At 38.3% G+C, this 18,697-nt stretch carries 13 protein-coding genes and 1 pseudogene; 7 read left to right on the forward strand and 7 right to left on the reverse strand.

The genetic code is table 11. From position 1 onward, the window contains the following. Nucleotides 1–56: 56 nt before the first annotated feature. On the forward strand, nucleotides 57–455 hold the full coding sequence (locus tag H5118_RS16845) for a hypothetical protein (protein WP_024597142.1): 399 nt from the start codon (nucleotides 57–59) through the stop codon (nucleotides 453–455). Nucleotides 456–477: 22 nt separating this feature from the next. Here H5118_RS16845 and H5118_RS16850 read toward each other — a convergent pair whose 3' ends face one another. After that, the gene (locus tag H5118_RS16850; protein WP_182749552.1) at nucleotides 478–1,230 is read right to left on the reverse strand and encodes a LytTR family DNA-binding domain-containing protein; all 753 of its coding nucleotides are present in this window, start codon (nucleotides 1,228–1,230) and stop codon (nucleotides 478–480) included. Between the two features lie 238 nt (nucleotides 1,231–1,468). On the opposite strand from H5118_RS16850, the gene H5118_RS16855 reads away from it, so the two are divergent. Further along, nucleotides 1,469–4,411 (forward strand): TonB-dependent receptor domain-containing protein, encoded by a 2,943-nt coding sequence (locus H5118_RS16855; RefSeq protein WP_182716496.1) that lies wholly within the window; start codon nucleotides 1,469–1,471, stop codon nucleotides 4,409–4,411. Between the two features lie 282 nt (nucleotides 4,412–4,693). On the opposite strand, the gene H5118_RS16860 is transcribed toward H5118_RS16855, so the two are convergent. Continuing rightward, nucleotides 4,694–5,167, reverse strand: coding sequence for a Dps family protein (locus H5118_RS16860; protein ID WP_004334993.1), 474 nt, complete (start codon nucleotides 5,165–5,167; stop codon nucleotides 4,694–4,696). Nucleotides 5,168–5,501: 334 nt separating this feature from the next. Between H5118_RS16860 and H5118_RS16865 the strand changes: the two genes are divergently transcribed. Next, complete coding sequence (locus H5118_RS16865; RefSeq protein WP_024597139.1) at nucleotides 5,502–5,711, forward strand: hypothetical protein; 210 nt, start codon at nucleotides 5,502–5,504, stop codon at nucleotides 5,709–5,711. On the opposite strand, the gene H5118_RS16870 is transcribed toward H5118_RS16865, so the two are convergent. Both H5118_RS16870 and H5118_RS16875 read right to left on the reverse strand, forming a co-directional pair. Then, nucleotides 5,708–6,313, reverse strand: coding sequence for an alpha/beta fold hydrolase (locus H5118_RS16870; protein WP_004334986.1), 606 nt, complete (start codon nucleotides 6,311–6,313; stop codon nucleotides 5,708–5,710). The genes H5118_RS16865 and H5118_RS16870 overlap by 4 nt on opposite strands. Before the next feature lie 183 nt (nucleotides 6,314–6,496). Next, nucleotides 6,497–7,033: a YaeQ family protein gene (locus H5118_RS16875; RefSeq protein WP_165744885.1), complete on the reverse strand. Its 537-nt coding sequence runs from the start codon at nucleotides 7,031–7,033 to the stop codon at nucleotides 6,497–6,499. Nucleotides 7,034–7,124: 91 nt separating this feature from the next. Here H5118_RS16875 and ylqF point away from each other — a divergent pair, with 91 nt between their 5' ends. Beyond that, nucleotides 7,125–8,069 carry a ribosome biogenesis GTPase YlqF gene (gene ylqF, locus H5118_RS16880; RefSeq protein ID WP_004334981.1) on the forward strand — a complete coding sequence of 315 codons (945 nt, stop codon included), beginning with the start codon at nucleotides 7,125–7,127 and terminating at the stop codon, nucleotides 8,067–8,069. A 214-nt stretch (nucleotides 8,070–8,283) separates the two neighbouring features. Further along, entirely contained in the window at nucleotides 8,284–8,430 is a 147-nt protein-coding gene (locus tag H5118_RS20940) for a hypothetical protein (protein WP_409074715.1), read from the forward strand. A gap of 272 nt (nucleotides 8,431–8,702) precedes the next feature. Here H5118_RS20940 and H5118_RS16885 read toward each other — a convergent pair whose 3' ends face one another. Then, nucleotides 8,703–11,681 carry a DUF3857 domain-containing transglutaminase family protein gene (locus H5118_RS16885; RefSeq protein ID WP_182749553.1) on the reverse strand — a complete coding sequence of 993 codons (2,979 nt, stop codon included), beginning with the start codon at nucleotides 11,679–11,681 and terminating at the stop codon, nucleotides 8,703–8,705. 251 nt (nucleotides 11,682–11,932) lie between these two features. Between H5118_RS16885 and H5118_RS16890 the strand changes: the two are divergent. Together H5118_RS16890 and fusA are read left to right on the forward strand one after the other, a co-directional pair. Beyond that, nucleotides 11,933–12,136, forward strand: a pseudogene (locus H5118_RS16890) (HTH domain-containing protein); the annotation flags it as partial. A gap of 206 nt (nucleotides 12,137–12,342) precedes the next feature. Continuing rightward, entirely contained in the window at nucleotides 12,343–14,427 is a 2,085-nt protein-coding gene (gene fusA / locus H5118_RS16895; RefSeq protein WP_004334977.1) for an elongation factor G, read from the forward strand. Between the two features lie 471 nt (nucleotides 14,428–14,898). On the opposite strand, the gene mdoH is transcribed toward fusA, so the two are convergent. Next, entirely contained in the window at nucleotides 14,899–16,860 is a 1,962-nt protein-coding gene (mdoH, locus tag H5118_RS16900; protein ID WP_182696413.1) for a glucans biosynthesis glucosyltransferase MdoH, read from the reverse strand. Further along, on the reverse strand, nucleotides 16,832–18,451 hold the full coding sequence (locus H5118_RS16905; RefSeq protein WP_182725046.1) for a glucan biosynthesis protein: 1,620 nt from the start codon (nucleotides 18,449–18,451) through the stop codon (nucleotides 16,832–16,834). Before H5118_RS16905 ends, mdoH begins: the two co-directional genes overlap by 29 nt. Between the last annotated feature and the right edge of the window lie 246 nt (nucleotides 18,452–18,697).

An 18,697-nucleotide genomic window follows, 5' to 3' on the forward strand; every position in this document is an offset into this window, starting at 1 on the left:
AAAATCAGAAAATTGTATTATCCTATATATAGAAGTTGATATATGTAAGGCGATTTATGTTTGGAGCACATGGTGAATTTCAAATTTGTTCACAGCCCCCTCAGATGTATTTAGAATTGAAAGGGAGCTTTAATAATGAAGGCATTACGCTGTTAACTAATGGAGTTGTTCAGGAGTTGAGCACTCACCCTGAAAATACGATTAAGTTTGTGGTTGTTAATTTAAAAGAGTTTGAGCTGTTAACTTTGGATGGCCTCGATTCATTAGAGGCCTATTTTGCCGGTGTAAAAGAACGTGGCTATCAACGAGTTGATTATATAAACATTAATATCATAGCTAAAAATATGTTTGAAAAAGTATGGAAAAATAGCGATGTAGAAGTTAATTTTTATAAAGATACCGAAAGCTATTTATTAGTGCACCCAAATGACAGTTATATAAAACAGAACTGGTAACTAACATGAGTATTATAAACCGCTATTGAAAAGGGCTTATAATACTCTCTAAACACCCTTTATAGCGCCGTGAAAGGTTTAAACACATATCGTTTTTCAGCCTTACTCTATAATCGCCACTGTCAGTAGGCATCAGTTCGCAAATAGCTTGTTTTCTTACCAGCGTTGAGCGATGAATGCGAACAAACCCTTCTGGTTCTAGTTGTTGTTCAATATTTTTCATGGTTTCGCGATGTAGTACCGGCGTATTACCTTGGGTAAAATGCAGCTCTACATAGTTGCCCGCGCCATTTATCCAAATAATATCATTGATATCAATTAGCCTTACCTTACCGACATCTTTAACCACAATGTGTGATGATGGCTTTTCAGCTTGTGTGCTTTGCTGGTATTGGCGTTCGGCCGCACTTGCAATCGGGCAAAGGTGAATCAGCTTATCAAAGCATTTATCAATACGTGATGCAGTTGAATCTAATATTAAAAAATCTACAGCGCCAACTTCAAAGGCAAAACTCGCAAAATGTCCCGATTGAGCAATAATGACTAACTTCAGCTTTTTAGCAAGCTCAGTTAAATGCACTATTTGCATAGGGTCAGCTAGGTTGGTTAGTTCGTAAAACAGTACATTGTATTGATCTGTGTCTATTTGATCTAATCTATTTGTTTGAAGAAAAGATTGAGATTCAAAGTGTCGGTGATCTTGCACACGCTTTGTTAAAAATGTTGCAAACTTAGTGTTACTAACAAAAGTTAATGCATGAAAAGAAGCGATCATTATTTTATATCTCTTGCTGTATATAATAATAAAGACCGTGCTTAGCGGAAAAAATGTTATGAAAAGTACAATATATTTATAAAATAATTGTGACGTACTGATTCATCCCATAAAAGCTGCTATTCGTACCAAAGACTACGCCTCATAAATAATGCCCGTAGAGTGTTTAAATAAATCCCCTTACTGTAATCCGCGAAGTAACCATTTAGTTACAAAAATAACAATTCAGGGGAATTATATGACATTAACTAACAAAGGTAGCGCGCGATTATTTAAAAAATCGTCGTTAACAGTTGCGCTAAGCAGCGCGATACTTGCAAGCTTTTCATTTCAAGGTGTTGCAGCAGAAGATGACGAAATAACTAAAATAGAACGCGTACAAGTTACAGGATCTCGAATTCGTTCAGCTGAGGCAATGTCATCGGCTCCTATTCAAGTTGTAGATAGTGCTGCTATCGATGCATCAGGGTCGTTAAATATTCAAGACTTATTATTAGAGAACCCTGCATTTGGTACACCAGCTATTAGCCGTACTAACTCAAACTTTAATACCGCAAGTGCGGGTGTTGCTACTGTTGATTTACGTAATTTAGGCTCTAACCGCACATTGGTTTTAGTGAATGGTCGTCGTTATGTATCAGGTGTACCAGGTAGCTCTGCTGTCGATTTAAATACTATTCCGAGTCAATTCATCGAACGTGTTGAAATTATGACAGGTGGTGCTTCATCTGTTTATGGTTCTGACGCTGTTGCTGGTGTAGTTAACTTTGTACTAAAAGATGATTTTGAAGGTATTGAATTCGAAGGCCAATATGGTGAATCAAGCGAAGGCGATGATGAATCACGCCAATTTAACTTTACCTCAGGCTTATCAAGCTCAGATGGGAAAGGGCACGCGATGTTCCATCTTGGGTATTCTGATCAAGGTGCTGTTTTTTCACGTGACCGTGACCGCTCGGCAGTAGACCAATTTTCAGGTATCTTCTTTGAAGATGATCCAGTAGCAAACCCGGGCTCTGTATTTGATGCTGTAAGCCCATTTTTATCTTCATTTCCGCCACAGGGTCGCTTTAGCGCTGGGGATGAAACATTTACGTTTAATGATGCAAACACCCTACAAAACTCGTTTAGTACTAACGGTGGCGATGGCGTAGCTGCAAATGGTTTTAACCGAAGTGGCGTACGTACGATAGCGATACCTACAGAACGTTACTTATTTGCCTCAAATGGTAGCTACGAGCTAAGCGACAAGCATAGCTTTTTTTATGAAGGTACTTACGCTGCAACAACAACCGTTTCTGAATTAGAGCCATTTCCTTTTGCCTCTGACGACATCTATGCAAATGGCCAAGTACCAATTGAATTTAATGTAAACGGAGAAATATTGCGTAACGCATTTGTACCTGATGATATATATAACGCAGCAACCGACACCGATGGTGATGGTATGCGTGATATCTTTTTTGCAAAGCGCTTAAGTGATATCGGTAACCGTGGAGCACGAGCTGAGCGTGATACATTCCGTTTAGCACTAGGCTTTCAAGGTGAAATAGCAGATGGTTGGTTCTACGATACTTACTATGTATACGGTAAAACAAAAGAGCAGCAAGTTTCTGGTGGTTTAGTTAACGTACAAAGCTTTCGTCAAGGTTTAGAGGCTGTTATCGATAGCCAAGATTTAGATGGTGATGGTATTACTGATGAGGCTATTTGTATCGATGCGACAGCACGTGGCTTTAACTGTGCGCCGGTAGACATTTACGGTTTCAATTCGCTATCGCAAGGTGCTATTGATTTTGTAAGTGCACCTAGCTCACTTTCAACGTCGGTTGAGCAAGAAATCATTGGTGGTAATATTTCAGGTGATTTATTTGATTTACCGGCAGGTACGGTAGGTATCGCTGCTGGTTTTGAATACCGTGAAGAGTTCTCACGTAGTGAATTTGATGCTCTACAGCAAGCTGGCCTTAATGCGGGTAATGCAATTCCAGCAACAGAAGGCTCGTTTGATGTAACTGAATATTATGTAGAAGCAAACATCCCCGTGCTTGATTCTGTAACAATGAATGCAGCAGTTCGTTTGTCTGACTACTCAACAGTAGGCAATACTGAAAGTTGGAACGTGGGTATAGACTGGGAAGTAATGGATAGCTTACGTTTACGTGCTACCCGTGCACGTTCAACACGTGCTCCAAATATCGATGAACTATTTTCTCCACCTTCACAAACTTTCCCAAGTGGTTTAAACGATCCATGTTTAGGTGTTACTAATAGTGGCGGTGGTGCTGCAGGTGATGCTTGTCGTACAGATGTTGGTGTTACAACTAATATCGCTTCAAATGGCGAGTTCACGCTTAACCAGTCTGACTTACAAGGTATTAGTGGTTTTAACCGTGGCAACCAAGATTTAAAAGAAGAAGTTGGTGACTCTGTGACAGTAGGTTTAGTATTTACACCAGAAAATCTAATATCAGGCCTAGACATTACGCTTGATTACTTTGATATCGAAATTACAGATGCAATCGTATCAACACCTCGTCAGTTTATTCTTGACCAATGTTATGGTGGTGGCGATACAAGCTTTTGTGACTTTGTAACTCGTCGTAGTGCGCCATCAGGTAATAATAGTGCTGGTTCACTAGAGTTTATTGACAGTGGTGTATCTAACAGTGGTGGTTTAGGTACAGAAGGTGTTGATTTAACACTAACGTACTCTACTGATATTGGCCCAGGTGCGTTTAGAACTCGCCTTGCTTATACTTACCTAATTGATGGTTATAGCATCCCACTTCCAGGCGCTGATAAAGATGAGTTTGCTGGAGAAATTGGTGCATCAGAGCATAAAGCTAACTGGAACTTTGGTTATAAACTTAACGACTTTGATTTTAACTGGAGCTTAACTTACATTGGCGCTGCAGACTTTGATGATCAATTCTTAAGTGGTTTTGGTATTGCTCCAGGTGGAGTAGGGATTGGTTCAGTGACATATCATGATGTTCAAGCAAGTTACCATATCAGCGATTCAACAGAGCTTTACGCTGGTGCGAGTAACTTATTTGATAAAGAGCCACCACGCATTTTATCGGGTGTGAGCGGTTCAAGTACTGGTACTGAAACAGATGCAGGTACGTATGACCCAATTGGTCAATCATTCTACATAGGTTTTAGAAGTAAATTCTAACCAACAATAACGACACTAATATAGTTACTTAATTCGTAACGTTCACAAAGCCTCAGTATTGCTGGGGCTTTTTCATGGGGAAAAATAATGTAGTAGTAATGCTTATACATTGTTTATCCCAATATATGAGCATTACACCCACTTAAACCCAAAACAACGCCACTGGTAACAGGGGCGTTGTTTAGTATTGGGAGGAGGCTAATATAGTAACCGAATCGCTTGATTATTTAACGATTTATCCCTATTTGTGGCCCTCTTCATTGAGGGCTTTTTTTTGCTGGTTTAGTCTAAGTAAGCCTTTAGCATCCAAACCAGTTTCTCTTGCTCTGAAATGTAATCGCTCATTAGTGAGGCTGTACCTTCATCGTCTGCATCACCAGCTTGGCTTAAAATATCACGCTGCATGTGAATTAATGTACTGTAACCAGCAAGTAGGTTTTCTACGGCTGTAACACCATCACTAATACCTTTAGCTTCTTTAATTTTACTTACTTCAAGGTAATCAGAAAATGCATGTAGTGGTGCGCCATCTAACGTTAAAATACGTTCTGCAACTTCATCTACTTTTAGAAGTAGCAAGTTATAAATTTCTTCAAACTTAACGTGTAGTTCAAAAAAGTTACGGCCTTTAATATTCCAGTGAAAACCACGCGCATTCATGTATTGAATCTGGTAGCTACTCAATAATGTATTGAGTGACTTTATGATGTCTTCGCTTTTTGCGCTGTTTAGACCAATTGCGTTTACATGTGACATAACTTGCTCCTGAATAACCGTTTGTTTGTGAACTTGTGATAAGTATTACTAATTTCGATAAATTAGTAAAATCGTTTAAATTTATCTAGTTAATAGTTTTAACCTATTAGCTGTTTTTGATACCTGTATTCACTTTAGACTATTAATAGAAATGGGACTGATTAATAAAAATACTACCCCTCAAAAATAAATAAAACCCAGAAGTATATAAATCATGATCTAAAACAAACTTTATTCAAGGTAATAACTTAGCTATTTTTTTATTGATTTAGGTCAAAAATCATCCACCCTAACGGCGCATAATAATGTTGTCGAAATAATTAGGAGAGATAACATGCATGCAAAAACAGCGAAACAAAATAAAGCAGAGTTAATCGTGGTAGGAATTGCAGTCATCGCATTTGTGCTTGGGCTAGTCGCGCACTTAGCAGGAGCAAGCTTTGCGAACTCAGATTTTTTTGGTTACATTGCGGCGCCCATTCCGCTGATACTGGCTGTGATATTTTTAATTAGTTATAAAATAGCAGCCAATGCTGAGGATTAATCTTTCTCGTTTAAGCACTTTAAAATGTAATCGAGTACTTGGCGCGAGTAAATCATACTGGTATGGCTTAAATGAAACACTTTATGTTCGGCCATACCTTTAAGTTTGGTTTCATCTAGTAATACAGTGCCATCTGACTGGCTACCTTTGACTATTAAAGGCATAAGCCCAATAGGTAAATCCCCTGCGATACTATAAAGCTTAGCTTTAAAAGGCCAATTACCATTTTTAGTAAGCAAAAATTCAACACTATTTTTTAAAAATGATTCAAACCCTTTTTGCTTCATTTTTTGCGCTATATGGCTGCCTTTATGTGGAGTACCCAGTGTAATTACCTTCGTAATATTCTGGCTAGCAGGAGAGTTTGCTTCTAGGTAAGCACGTGCAATCAGCCCTCCCATTGAGTGGCATACAAGCGCTGCAGGTTCGTTAGAAATACACTCATCAATTTGTGCAAATATGGTATCGCGGTGAGGGTCGAGCGTATTGTAGGTAATGTTTAATACCGTCATACCCGACTCTTCAAGTCGTGAACAAAGTGGGCGCATAACAAAGCCAGACATATACAAGCCATGTAAAACAATAACGTGTTTAACTTTCATATGCTCCCTAATACCAATTTTATTAAAAACATGATCATCCTAGCGTATTAAATAATCCGCTACCTGCGTTAAAAATTATTTATATAAAACAGCTATATGTCATAATTTTCGCCTTGTTATCGACTTATTTATTTGTCGCTATAATACATAACTAATTTAATGCAATTGGTATAACTACCGTAATTACATTAACTTTAGCGGTTTTATTTCAATATTGGTTTTATCGGTATTTACCCATACTTCACCATCTTGAATGGTAATGGCGAGCTTAATTCCACGATCAACCAAAGCAGCAAGTGCTTGTGTTGCTGCGTAATCAAGGCTAAAAATACTTAGATTTTTAAATTCATACAATTTAGGTTGATGTTTTTGCCACCAAATTGCTTGATTGTTTTCACCATAAGTATACAGCACCACTTTTTTAGATTTATTACAGGCTTTTTTAAGGCGTTTCTCATCTGGTAAGCCAAGTTCAACCCATAGTTCTATTTCTTCACTATAGCTTACATGCCAAAGCTCAGGCTCATCATCTGCACTTAATCCTTTAGTAAATTCTAAACCATCACAGCTATTTAGCGCAAAAGCGAGTAAGCGAATCATCAACCTTTGGTCGGTTTCTGATGGGTGTTGAGCCAAGGTTAAATTAAAATCTTGATAAACGTGGCGGTCCATATCGCTAAGCGATAACTGCACTTTCATAATGGTGGATTTAAGAGCCATAACAACTAATCTGAAAAAATTTGCGCCAGTATAGCGCAATTAAATGAATTGCCAGTTAAAATAGCGGTTAATTATACGTTAGGAGTTAAAAATGGCTATCCAGTGGTTCCCTGGGCACATGAATAAAGCCCGCAATGAAATTAAAGAAATAATGCCACAAATGGATGTGATCATTGAAGTGCTTGATGCGCGCATTCCCTACAGTAGTGAAAACCCGATGGTGGCAACCTTGCGTGAAGGTAAGCCGGTCATCAAAATTTTGAACAAAGCTGATTTAGCTGATCCTAAAATGACTCAAATCTGGAAAGATTATTTTGAGCAAGAAAACGGTGTTAAAGCGATTTCTTTTGGGCATGATAAAGCAGCTGAAGTACACCGTATTAATGAGCTTTGTAAAAAGCTAGTGCCGCATAAAGTGGGTGCAGATAAGCAAATTAAAGCCATGATCATGGGTATTCCTAACGTGGGTAAATCTACGTTAATTAATGTATTGGCTGGGCGTATAGTTGCAAAAACAGGTAATGAACCTGCGGTAACCAAAGCACAACAACGCATTAAGCTTGAAGACGGTATTATGCTTTACGATACGCCAGGTATGTTGTGGCCAAAAGTAGAAAACGAAAACTCAGGTTATCGCTTAGGCGCTACCGGTGCCATTCGTGATACAGCACTTGAGTATGAAGAAGTAGCAAGTTACACAGCTGAGTACCTATTGCGTGCATACCCAGAGTTATTAAAAGCGCGTTATAAAATAGATGAATTACCACAAAGTGATTGGGAATTTGTTGAAATGGCGGGGAAAAAACGTGGCTGTATTCGTGGTGGTAACCAAATAGACACATACAAAATGTCTGAAATACTAATCAACGAATTACGCGACGGTATCATTGGCCGTATTACTATGGAAACTCCGCAAATGCGTGAGGAAGAAGAAGTAATGGTTGCTGGTTTACGCGCTGCAGCAGAAGCTAAAAAGGCAGCTAAAGAAGAAGAGAAAAAACAACGCCGAGCACGCGCACGTAAAAACCGTCGTTAATTGATTTAGTTTAATTTAACCAACTAAATTACAGACATAAAAAAAGCCCGTAAGGGCTTTTTTAGTTTCATATCTACCGTCACCGATATGAGCAATGTAGCAAGTAAAATAGTAGGGCGGTTACTCATCATCAACATCAAGGGGCGTTGCGGTTCATAACAAGTAACCATAGCTGTTTACGTGCGCCACACGTTGTTTCAGGGTCGAGAAACAAATCAATTCATTCCTTAACAAGTGGTATGCAATCCGTCTTGTTGATATTGATTATCAGTTAGATCTAACAGTCTGTCAACACCTAAATGCAAATAATTCTTATTATTGTGGAGCTTGTTTTTTATTCATATATAAATCGGCTAGTTAGCACTGCCATTTCATAAAAATGCTTATCTTGGTTAAACAATTAAGAATAGGTTTTTGATACTTATTAAATAATTTGATATGGATTTTTAGTATAAAAGCATTGATCTTTCAAAGTTAAAATAAATTCAAGCTAGGAATGATTTTATCGCCTTCCAAGACAGCGACTGCTTTGATATCAAATCAAATAGTCTCTTGTAAAATCTTAGCCCTCAAAGATTAACAGCCTTTAATTAGTGGCTAAAAATATTCGTACTAATTGGATATTTTAAGCCACTAACGCACTTTATTTGCTGTTATACGTAAATTAATCTGCTCCACTAGTACTTTATCCTGCTTGTTTAGACGCCCTACAATGAGTAAGAAGTCACTACCGTCAGTTTTTATTACTTTTATACTTGTGTTATCAAGTTTGGTTTTACCGTATGTGGTTTCTATTTTTTCTATGTCTTTAAAGTGACTAAGATCTGATTCAAGCTTACCGTCATCGTTTTTGTAGTAACTAAAAATATAGTTCTCGGTTATTCCGTTACCGTCTTCTCGGTAATCAAACATTGCATCGCTATAAAAATAGAGTATTTCTTCGTTTTCAGGTGTGAGGCGATTACGTTTTAAAAAGTGTACTTGGTAAGGCCATAAACTATCGCCTTTTATAATTGCAGCATTGGGTAAAATATTTACTTCTTGAAGTACGCCTAAAAATAATAGAGGTGCAAACGCAAGCGAGATTAAATACTGCCTAATTCGCCAGTGCGAGTTGTAATGTAGGGCTTCTTTACTTGTATCGGTTTGTTCAATGTAACTAACTAGAGGCAACCATAAAAATGGCATTATACAAATCACTATGGTTGCGTATTCGTCCATACGATAAGCAAAGGCGCTGGCAAGTACCATTAGCCAGAGTGTTAAGGCAGTCCAGTTAGGCATTACTCTATTTTTGTTTAACTGTTGTTGGCTGTGCTGTGCAAGTGCGCGATACAAAGGGTAATACCATAAAAATGCAAATATACCTCGAGCAATAGGCATAACACTTGAGTTATCGCGTTCTTTAATGGCCTTAAAGTTACGATAACTCCAGTAGTTAACAAATATGCCTAAACTTAAAATACTGTAAATTATAAACTTACTTACAGATACAGCATAAAATGGACTATCTTCAAATTTAACTTTTTTTGCTGACTCTAATCGCCAATCGGCAAAAAAGAATATGAGTACTAAAATATAGCCAGCCAACACATATTTAAGCCAGCTATAACCAAGGCTGTCTAGCACATCAGCTGTTGTTTGAGGCGTTTCACTCGCCTTTGCATATTTTAGAATAGAGTAATGGGTTGCTGATATTAACTTTTTACGCTGTGCTAAATAATCATCTATTTGATCCGCTTTAATATGATCTTGTTTTGCGTAATAGTTATAGCTCAGTGTTAAAACGTTATCATTAAATTCAGTAGTTGTTTTTAGATTGAAGTAGTCGTTGTCAATTTCTTGTTGATCGCTATCAAATCCCCAATCTTTTTCTGCAAAATGTAGTTTTATTGTGGTGTTAATTATATTGGGGTAGTCAAAGTAAAGTGGGTCGGTACGATTTACCTGCTTTGGTTCGTAAACGCTATTTTGTATTTCACTCGCATAAAAACTAGCTTCGTAGCCTTCGTCTGTTTTTTCCCAAAATTCACTAATTAAATACGATTCTTTGGTTATTAGTTTGCCCGTTTTTTCTTGCTCACTAATTGCCATTGCTTCATTGATTGATAGACCATTTAAAAAGCCTTGGTAATACTCGAAATAAGATTTAGCAACGCTATTTAGACCACTGCTGGCTATATTGCTTCTTCGGTTAATTGCTTCAAATTCAGCATAAGTGTACTGGGTTTCAAAACGTGATGGCTCAGATACTTTTTCAGCAATAAAAAAGTTATCTTCTACAGATACATTTGTATGTACAGGTTTTTGCGCCATTGAAGTTAAAGCGCTTTCACCTTTATCAATAATTAGGGCATAGCCATAATCAGGCTGTGCTAAATATTCGAGAGTACCTCGCTGGTAGCTAACCGTAGGATCGAGCCAGTAGCGTTTTCCGTTTTGTTTAAGCGTAACAATAACGTGATTAAATACACTTGCAGAAGGTGGAAGTTCTTTTAAACGTTTGGTTTCCTCTGTATCAACTAGCGCAGGGAAGGCTTCTATATCCATCGCTTTTAATAACGAGATAAGCAGTACTGTTTTATCTTTGCAATCGCCGTATCGTAGCGAAAGCGTTTCTGAAGCTGACGTTGGTTGATGCGAGTTAGTGCCCATTTCAAGCCCTAAATATCGAACTTCGTCTTGGCTAAAGCGCAGTGCTGCTGCAATTTTATCTGATGTTTTTGTGTGTTTTGCTTTTATTTTTTTAGCTATATCCAAAATGCTGCTTGGGGTTTCTATGGCTGATTGATAAAGCGGATATGCCCAGTTAACTACCTGACCCCAATCGTCAAACTCAGAAAAGTAAACTTGTGTATATGGGTCGTACCACGTTGGGGTTTGAGAATTCTGCTCCAGTAAAGGTTCTTCAAAAAGAGTTATAGAATAATCTTTGCCATATTTATTAAGCGTTTCTTGAATATCAGCTGCGCCGTTTATTGTATTTATATGTAGAGGTGTTTGTTTACCCCAAAGTACACGCATATTTTGTTGCACTACGGGTACCGACCAGTTCAGCGTGCGTCTTGTACTAAACTTATTAGCATATATAGGGTTGCTGCCTGTCACTGTGTAGCTGTAATCGAGTATGTCGCCACTGCGCATATCATCAATAATAATATTGAGTGATAAGCTACCATTATAAATACGCTCAGCTAACTCAGATTCACTCTGTATAACCGTCATTCTCGCGCTATCAAGTTTATCAATGTGCTCATTATTTCTGATAATCGTTAAGCTATTTAGTGTTAGCGACTCGTAACTTGGATCAAAATCAAGACTAAGCTGGCTTATATAATCAACACCACTTTGATTCAATGCCTGCATAACCAAACGGGTATAACGTTGCTGTTTTTGCCTGCTCGGTATATAGGATTGGTTATCGAGTAACAAATAAAGTGTGCCGTCACGTACTTTGGTTATATCGGAATCCTTGGGTTGCTCAATTATATGTGTATTAACCCAATTAGCTGGTTTATCTATTTTATATTGCTGCGCAAAAATATTATGAGAGAAGATTAATAAGGTAAGTGCAATTAGCCAAGCACTGAGTCGAAGGAAGTTCCATTTCATTGTGGGGTCTTATAGTTGTTTTTATAAATACTATTGAAGGAATAATGTACCAAATTTAGGATTTTTTGACAATGAGATGTTAATAGAATCCATCGACATATTTATATTTATATTTATAATTATGATAATGAATAAGTTCAGCTCAATTTAGCTTATTATTTATAGGCATGGGTTATAAATACAATGAAAGCATAAAGGTATTTAATTATCTCTAAAAATGCCTTTGCTGTTTGTCTTATTGCTCGGCACACATTTTACTTTGCAAAATACACTATGCTTTTATAAAGCACGCAACCACTGCATTTACTGCTCAGCAAATGGGCGATTTGGTCGGTGTGAGTCGCTCTACAGCACGCCGTCACTTAGAGTATTTGCTTGAATCAGGTAAGTTAACAGCGGATCAAAGTTATGGCAGTATTGGCCGTCCTGAACGTTGCTATAAAATAGCGAAGTAACTTGGTGTATCTGAAACTTAAGTATTAAACACTATTAATTTCAATGTCTTGCGTTTTTTTTGTTATGTTTGATATTTAATAGATTCTGACGATAAAAAAAATATGTTGAATTGATTGCATTTTAAGCGGCTTGTATGGTGATGTTCGCATTAAGTGATGTTATACTCCTGCCGAATAATTTATCGACTTTATTAAGAGTAAAATTAATGGCAGATTTATCGAAGTACAGAAACATTGGTATTTTCGCGCACGTTGATGCGGGTAAAACCACGACTACTGAGCGTATCCTAAAGCTTACTGGTCAAATCCATAAAACAGGTGAGGTTCATGATGGTGAATCTACTACTGACTTCATGGAACAAGAAGCTGAGCGCGGTATTACTATCCAGTCTGCGGCTGTAAGCTGTTTCTGGAAAGATCACCGTTTTAACGTTATCGATACTCCTGGACACGTTGACTTCACAGTTGAAGTATACCGTTCACTTAAAGTATTAGATGGCGGTGTTGGTGTATTCTGTGGTTCTGGTGGTGTTGAACCACAATCAGAAACTAACTGGCGCTATGCTAACGAATCAGAAGTTGCACGTATTATCTTTGTAAATAAATTAGACCGTATGGGTGCTGATTTTTACCGTGTAACTGAGCAAGTACGTAAAGTACTTGGCGCAACTCCACTAATCATGACTTTACCAATCGGTATCGAAGATGAGTTTGTTGGTGTTGTAGATGTTTTAACTAAAAAAGCGTACGTATGGGATGATACTGGTCTTCCAGAAAACTACGAAATCACTGACGTTCCTGCAGACATGGTAGAAAAAACTGATGAATACCATGAAATGCTTATCGAAACTGCTGTAGAGCAAGACGATGACCTTATGGAAGCGTACATGGAAGGTGAAGTACCTTCTATCGAAGATATCAAGCGTTGCATCCGTAAAGGTACTCGTGACCTTGCTTTCTTCCCTACGTTCTGTGGTTCTGCTTTCAAAAACAAAGGCATGCAACTAATCCTTGATGCTGTTGTTGACTACTTACCTGCTCCAACAGAAGTTGATCCTCAACCTCTTATGGATGAAGAAGGTAACGAAAATGGCGAATTCGCAATCGTATCTGCTGACGAACCTTTCAAGGCGCTAGCATTTAAGATAATGGATGACCGTTTTGGTGCATTAACTTTCGTACGTATCTACTCAGGTAAGCTTAATAAGGGTGACACTATCCTTAATGCGTTTACTGGTAAAACTGAGCGTGTTGGCCGTATGGTTGAGATGCAAGCAGATGACCGTAATGAATTAACTAGCGCACAAGCTGGTGACATCATTGCTATCGTAGGCATGAAAAATGTGCAAACTGGCCACACTCTATGTGATCCTAAGCACCCAGTAACACTTGAGCCAATGGTATTCCCAACTCCAGTAATCTCGATTGCTGTACAGCCTAAAGATAAAGGCGGTAATGAGAAAATGGGTGTTGCTATCGGTAAAATGGTTGCAGAAGATCCATCTTTCCAAGTTGAGACTGATGAAGATTCAGGCGAAACTATCCTTAAAGGTATGGGTGAGCTTCACTTAGATATCAAAGTTGATATCCTTAAGCGTACTTACGGTGTAGACCTTATCGTTGGTCAACCACAGGTTGCTTACCGTGAAACTATCACTCGTGAAATCGAAGATAGCTACACGCATAAGAAACAATCTGGTGGTTCTGGTCAGTTCGGTAAAATCGACTACCGCATCAAGCCAGGCGAAGTTGCTTCAGGCTTCACGTTTAAATCATCAGTTGTTGGTGGTAACGTACCTAAAGAATTCTGGCCTGCAGTTGAGAAAGGCTTTAAGTCAATGATGGGCGAAGGTGTTCTAGCTGGCTTCCCAGTATTAGACGTTGAAGTTGAACTTTTTGACGGTGGTTTCCATGCCGTGGATTCATCAGCAATCGCGTTCGAAATCGCTGCTAAAGGTGCTTTCCGCCAATCGATCCCTAAAGCGGGCGCACAACTTCTTGAGCCAATCATGAAAGTTGACGTGTTCACTCCAGAAGATCACGTTGGTGACGTAATCGGTGACCTTAACCGTCGTCGTGGTATGCTAAGCGACCAAGAAGCTGGTTTAACTGGCGTTCGCATTAAAGCTGACGTTCCGTTATCAGAAATGTTCGGTTACATTGGTTCACTACGTACAATGACATCTGGTCGTGGTCAGTTCTCTATGGAGTTCTCACACTACGCACCATGTCCACAAAACGTAGCTGACACAGTAATCGCTGCAGAAAAAGAGAAAAAAGCTGCTAAGTAATTAGCTCTTTAACTCTTTAAAAAACCCGCACATGTTGCGGGTTTTTTATTACCTATAATTTGGTTTTATTTTTTATAGCTTTTTATAACTGCTTTTTATTATTAATTAGTCCTATATTTTTAATTAATAAAAAGGTACTAGAGCAATTTATTTATATTGTTACAAAGCAGGGATTTGTTATACACGTCTATGCACAGAGCGTTATATCAATAGTGAGGAAATTACTGTTGTATCATTTAGCTCGTTTTTTCTTTTCACTATTTTAAAGTAGAAATGGAGAATGGTAAGGTTTTTCATTTTTATAACTGGCAACTTGATGATGAAACGCAATCAGTTATTTCTAAAATGTACTGTAATAAGTTAGCTAGAAAAATAGAAAATATTAGCGGCAAATGCAGCGCATGATTTTTTAATTTAGATAGAAAAAAGGAGCAATTAATTGCTCCTTTTTTGTTTTTATTTTATAACGCGCTAATTAAACTTTTTTATAGCCTTAGCTTTTAGCGCTTTCATCTTTAGCCTGCGTGGCTTTTTAAAAGATTGTATAGGCATTGATACCATATGCTCTTGTGGCAGTGCCGGAATTGTTTGTGGGTAAGTTCCTTCCTCTGGCACGGAAATCTCTTTTAGATGTACTTTAAGCGCCTCTAGAGTTGAGTCGTTATCAACTTCACTAGGGCAAATAAATATACCTAACTTTCTTAGTTGTACGCCGAGTTTGATACTACTGGTATAACGGATAATTGGAGCACCTAATACTAAGCCTAATAATATAGGTGATAGCCACCAAAAGAAGACAGGTGTGAAGTAGTAGGCTGTGCTACCCCATGCTATAGCCACAATAGTAGAGAATAACGTATAACCAAACGCTTCTTTCCACGGAACCATACGACCTTCGCGCGGTTGTGCATCCCACTTCACTTTTTTACCTAAAAATACGCAAAGCACAAAGTAAGCATGAAATACCATCATTAATGGCGCAACAATAATAGCAAATACGGTTTCAATGATTGAACCTAGTATGAGCTTAATTGAACCACCAAAGCGTTTGTTTCTATGTATTAGGGTGACTATTACGCCCATTAATTTAGGCATTAATAAAATAACAATAGTTAAATACAAGAGTGAATCAATAAGATCGGTTTTAGCTATTTGCCATGTAGGAAATAATTGATAAACACGGTTAAAGTACACATCACTATTTAATGCGCGCGTTACTGCATCAATAGTACTTAGCGCTAGCATTGAGAGCCAAATTAGTGATGAAATATAAGCGGTTGCACCTAATAGAAAGTGCAGCTTACTCATTAATTTTAATTTAGATGACGATAGTAAACCTAAGTGCTGAATATTACCCTGCACCCAGCGTCTATCGCGTACAGCGTAGTCTAGAATATTACTTGGTACTTCTTCGTAGCTGCCTTCAATATCTGATAGTAATAGTACATCCCAACCTGCACTATGAAGTAGTGATGCTTCTACAAAGTCATGACTTAAAATCTCACCGCCAAAAGGTGCGTTACCTTTGAGTGTTGGCAAGCCACAGCACGTTATAAATGCTTCAACTCTAATGATTGCATTATGACCCCAGTAGTTGGCTTTATCTGTTTGCCAAAATGCTGAGCCAGTAGCGAGCATTGGGCTATATAGCACTGACGCAAACTGTAAAAAACGACCAAAAAAGGTATCTTGACGAACAGGTATTGGAATCGTTTGGATCAGGCCTGCTTGTGGGTTGTTTAGCATGCTTGTAGTAAGTTCTAACATACATTTACCGGTCATTACGCTATCTGCATCAAGCACAATCATATGGTCGTAATTACTTCCCCAGCGCTCACAAAAATCGGTTAGGTTACCTACTTTGCGGTGTTTGTTATCTTCGCGACGACGATAAAAAACATGCTTTGCTGTATCCCCTAAACGTTCGCACAATGCATGCCATGCACTTAGCTCGTTTTTAACTATTTGAGGGTCTTGTGTATCGCTTAATAAATAAAAATCAAAATTATCAAGCTGACCAGTTTCTTTTAACGATTGTAGACTTACTTCAAAGCCCGCGATAACACGGTGGGTATCTTCGTTATAAATAGGCATTACAACGGCGGTTTTCTGAGCGTTAATTGCCTCGTTATTGAACTCAATTGGTTTAATACGTTTTAACGTAAGCGGGTCAATTCGAAATAACTGTAGTACAAAGCCGATTGTGCCACTACAAAAGGCCGTTACAATCCAAGCAAATGTGATTGAGAATAATATTAAAAGAGCATACTCAAGTAGTGTCATACCGTTTGAGCTTAAAATCTCAAACATAATAGATATGCCGTAGCCAGATGTGCCAAGTGCCGCAATGGCAAATAGCCATACTCTTAGTGTTTTGAATGGCATTGGAGTGCCCCTACCTTTATTACTTGATGTCATTTGGGTACCAAACATAGCTCCATACCTCGCTAATTTCTTTGTCACGTAGTTTTAACGATAAACGCATATCAACGGGTTGATCGTCCTGTGGTGCAATTTTAAAGGCTACACGCCATCCACGTGAATCCGGAAGTTTTTGTACATTCACGTCGGTTACTTCGCCTGTTGTAAGTTGAATGTCGGCATCTAGTTTTAACTGTTTAGACAGTTGATTTATTTCTGATCCAGTAAAATCAACAGTAAATTGGCGGTGGCTTTTTGGTGGTGGGTTGTCCTCACCAGGTAAAGCGGCGCTACCAATTCTTGTACGTAGTACACGTGCTTTCTCGTGCTGAGTTAAAACTGAATTAAAGGTGGTCATTTTGTAGCTTAATTTTAATGAATCTCCGGCCTTCATTGGTTTTTCTGGTACCCAGTAACTTACGATATTGTCGTTAGTTTCTGTATCAGTCGGTATTTCTACAAGCTCTACACGACCATTTCCCCACTCACCTTGTGGTTCAATCCATAGGCTAGGGCGGTCGTGGTAATGTGCTTCTGTGTCTAGATAGTTATTAAAGTCTCGGTCTCGTTGAGCTAACCCAAAACCTTTTGGGTTATTGTACGAAAATGAAGTAACGCTGAGTTGTGATGGGTTGTTAAGAGGACGCCATACCCACTTGTCATCAGCAGATTGAGTTAATAGGCCATCCGAGTCATGAACTTCAGGGCGATAGTCATCAAAAAATTTGGTGCTGTTTTCGCCGTGATAAAACATACTCGTTAATGGTGCTACACCTAGTTTTTTAATATCTTTACGCGCAAAAATCTGCATATCAACATCAACTAGCATGTTAGTTGTAGGGTCGACGCTAAATTTGTACGCACCAGAAATAGATGGACTATCCAATAATGCAAAAATGATGATTTGTGTTTGCTCTGCCTTTGGTTTAACTAACCAAAACTCTTTGAACATTGGAAATTCTTCACCCGAATTCTCAGCAGTATCAATGGCAAGGCCTCTTGCTGATAAGCCATAAACTTGTTGAGGGCCAACGACTCTAAAATACGATGCTCCCTGAAATACCATTACTTCGTCTTTATACTCGTTAGTATTTAATGGGTAATGTAAGCGAAATCCAGCATGGCCTAGTTGAGTGCCCGCCACACTTTTAGCTATTTCTTCTTGTAGTGGTGCAGCAGTGCCATCGTATTGGTAAAAGTCGGTGCTGAAAGGTAAGCGGCTACGTTTAGAGTCGCTATCAACAGTATTTATTGTTACAGGTGTTTTATATAAAAAACCAGGGTGGAATAATTGCAGCTCGTACAGGCCTTCATCTTTCCACACCGCTTTGTCTTTTTTAAATCGAATTGAACGGTAGTCTTGATAATCAATATTATTTAGTGCTTCAAGCTCGATGTTTTTAGGTGCCACATATTCTTCGCTTGCTAGCTTTTTAGCGCGAGCGCTAATTACATCAAATAAGCTACTTTGTGGAATTGCTACATCAACAGTTGCAGCAATCGCTTGGTTGCTATTGCCCCAAGTCGAAAAAATAATAAGTAGACCCAGTAGTGGTGCTGACTTTTTTTGCCATTTAGGCAAGTTTTGGGTTAGTTGTTTCATTCTCATTCCTTTATAAAAACACGACTTATTTTTACGTTTAGGGTAAATATTGATTTTGTTTTGTAAGTATCTTCTAATTTACTTAAAGCAAAATGTGAACCCTTATAAAAGTTCATATTTATCAATAGGAAAACCAATATACGTAACTCATTGAGGTTTTTGCTGTGTAAAATTAACTCAATCTTATGTAGTTGTTACTGATTAATTACTAGAAGACTCACTAATCGTATGAACATATTACGGGGA

This window comes from Pseudoalteromonas sp. SR41-1 (genome assembly GCF_014164015.1).
GTDB lineage: Bacteria > Pseudomonadota > Gammaproteobacteria > Enterobacterales > Alteromonadaceae > Pseudoalteromonas > Pseudoalteromonas distincta.